3 protein-coding genes are annotated in these 1,980 nt (G+C 39.5%); all 3 read left to right on the top strand.

Features of this window, described 5'->3' with window-relative positions:
* The first annotated feature begins 363 nt into the window (after positions 1-363).
* Positions 364-603, top strand: coding sequence for a hypothetical protein (locus CGZ90_RS19150; RefSeq protein ID WP_094254106.1), 240 nt, complete (start codon positions 364-366; stop codon positions 601-603).
* An 89-nt stretch (positions 604-692) separates the two neighbouring features.
* Positions 693-1,343 (top strand): cyclic di-AMP binding protein CbpA, encoded by a 651-nt coding sequence (gene cbpA / locus CGZ90_RS19145; protein WP_094254105.1) that lies wholly within the window; start codon positions 693-695, stop codon positions 1,341-1,343.
* A gap of 108 nt (positions 1,344-1,451) precedes the next feature.
* Positions 1,452-1,980, top strand: a 529-nt coding sequence (locus CGZ90_RS19140) for a formate/nitrite transporter family protein (protein WP_133063621.1), incomplete at its 3' end; no start/stop codon positions are given.

Here is a 1,980-nt window from a genome sequence, read left to right as displayed (position 1 = left end):
AAATGATTCCTGGATTCTTCTTAAGTTTGCTGGCCGTCATCGTCGTCAGTCTTATGACGAAAGAGCCTTCAGACAAAGTTACAGATACGTTTGAGGAGATGCAGGACACGGTTTCAGATGAAACAGCCAAATAAAAACAAAGATTATTTCAACCCGGATACTGCATTGGTATCCGGGTTTTTTTATTTCTCAAAATATGTTTTATCGACATAATTTTATCTAATACGAGCAGTTTCCGGTTTGAAAAATAAGGATAAGGGAATAAGCTAATTAGGCAGTCCACCTGAATCATTCGGACTACTTTTCATTCGAAAATAGTTCTAAAGCCAGATAGAAAATAAATTTAAAAAAGGGGCTACTGCAATGGGCGAAAAACAGCTTTACCTGAGCAGGCTTGGACTTTGGATGGAAAAGCATAACCTCCATTCTGAATGGCTTGCCAGTCAGTCAGGCGTAAAAAAATCCACCATTGAAATGCTTTCCCGTACAAATTATAAAAAACCGAATATGCTCGTGATGCGCAAAATATACAGTTCTCTAAAAAAAGTAGATCATACCATTAAACTAAGTGATTTCTGGGACGTCAGATCATTAAAGCAATAAGAAATCCTTTCATTTCCTGAATATTCTAAAGGTTTTTGAATATTGTCTGCCGAAATATAAGGTATTGGAAGTGAAAGGAGCAAAAAACAATGAAGATCAAATCAAATTTTATTCCGAAGCAAAAAGTCGAGTATGTGACAAGCGGGATGTCAATCAGTGAAGCACGCCGAGTCTTGATTCAGTCAGGCTACCGCTGCATTCCCGTGCTGGATGACAAAGAAGAACGGTTTGTAGGATTGATATACAAAGAAACAATATCTGACTACATGATTGACGAGAAAGGACCGCTTAGTGAGCCTGTAAGCATTCTGGCCGAGGACAGTGAAGCGTTTGTTTCAGAGGAAGCCTCATTCCATAAAGTCCTCTTCTCTATCCGAAGACTCCCTTTCCTGGCGGTAAATGACGAACAAGGATTATTTGCCGGTATCGTGACACATGCGAAAGTCATGGATATACTAGAAGATTCCTACGGATTAAAAAAAGGCGGATTCTCCATTACTGTTTCCACAACAGAAGGAAAAGGCTCATTGAAAAAGCTATTTTCCGCTATTAGCGATGACTATAACATTGAAGGTGTTTTCACTCAGGATACAGGGAAACAATTTTTAAGAAGAGTCGTCATTACATTTAATGAATCAATGACACTTCAACAGATAGAAGAGCTCGTTCCTAAAGTAGAAGGTAACGGATTCAAGGTTGCTGAAATCGAGGATCTCCGGTCATTATCAGCAGTTAAATAAAGCTTCGTTAAAAAAGCCCTGTCATGGGCTTTTTTTGATGCCTTTCTTTTAATTTTTTTAGGTTTGCTCCCTTCATTCAAGGGAAAACTATGTGAAGAAGAAAGAGTGGTGCAGACCTTGAAAAACAAAGACAATCCCCAGCGGCAATATTATTTTCCAGCACAAATCGTAGAATCGTTTATTAAAGAAGGAAAAGAGACTATCCATACTTCTGTATTAGCTCAATTGATTCTCTCTGTGATGGCAGGAGCGTTCATTGCGTTCGGAGCGCTTGCTTCCGTTCTGCTTTCGCTCGACGTGAAAAGCGCTGGCATGTACAATCTTCTTTCTGGAATCGGATTCGCTATCGGATATGCCATGATATTCTTATCAGGCTCTATTCTTTTTACTGAAATCAATGTACTCCTCCCAAGCTATATCCTGCAGTCAAAATTCTGGATCAGTAAAAAAATCCTCAAATTCTGGGCTGTTTGCTATATAGGGAACTTTTTAGGTGCTCTCTTTGTCGGTTTGCTACTAAGTCTATCCGGCTCATTGCCTCCCGATTTCTATGACGGACTTTTGAAGTTCATGGACAAAAAAATGCAGTTCGCTGACCGGGGTGCATGGGGCATCGTTCAAGTGTTTTTTTCAGCAA

The organism is Fictibacillus aquaticus, from assembly GCF_002245695.1.
Lineage (GTDB): Bacteria > Bacillota > Bacilli > Bacillales > Fictibacillaceae > Fictibacillus > Fictibacillus aquaticus.
This window is presented reverse-complemented; position numbering and strand designations above follow the sequence as displayed.

What these genes read in the sequence shown, in the direction of transcription:
- cbpA (WP_094254105.1), top strand. Translation starts at nt 693, where the DNA reads ATGAAGATCAAATCAAATTTTATTCCGAAGCAAAAAGTCGAGTATGTG.
- CGZ90_RS19150 (WP_094254106.1), top strand. Translation starts at nt 364, where the DNA reads ATGGGCGAAAAACAGCTTTACCTGAGCAGGCTTGGACTTTGGATGGAA.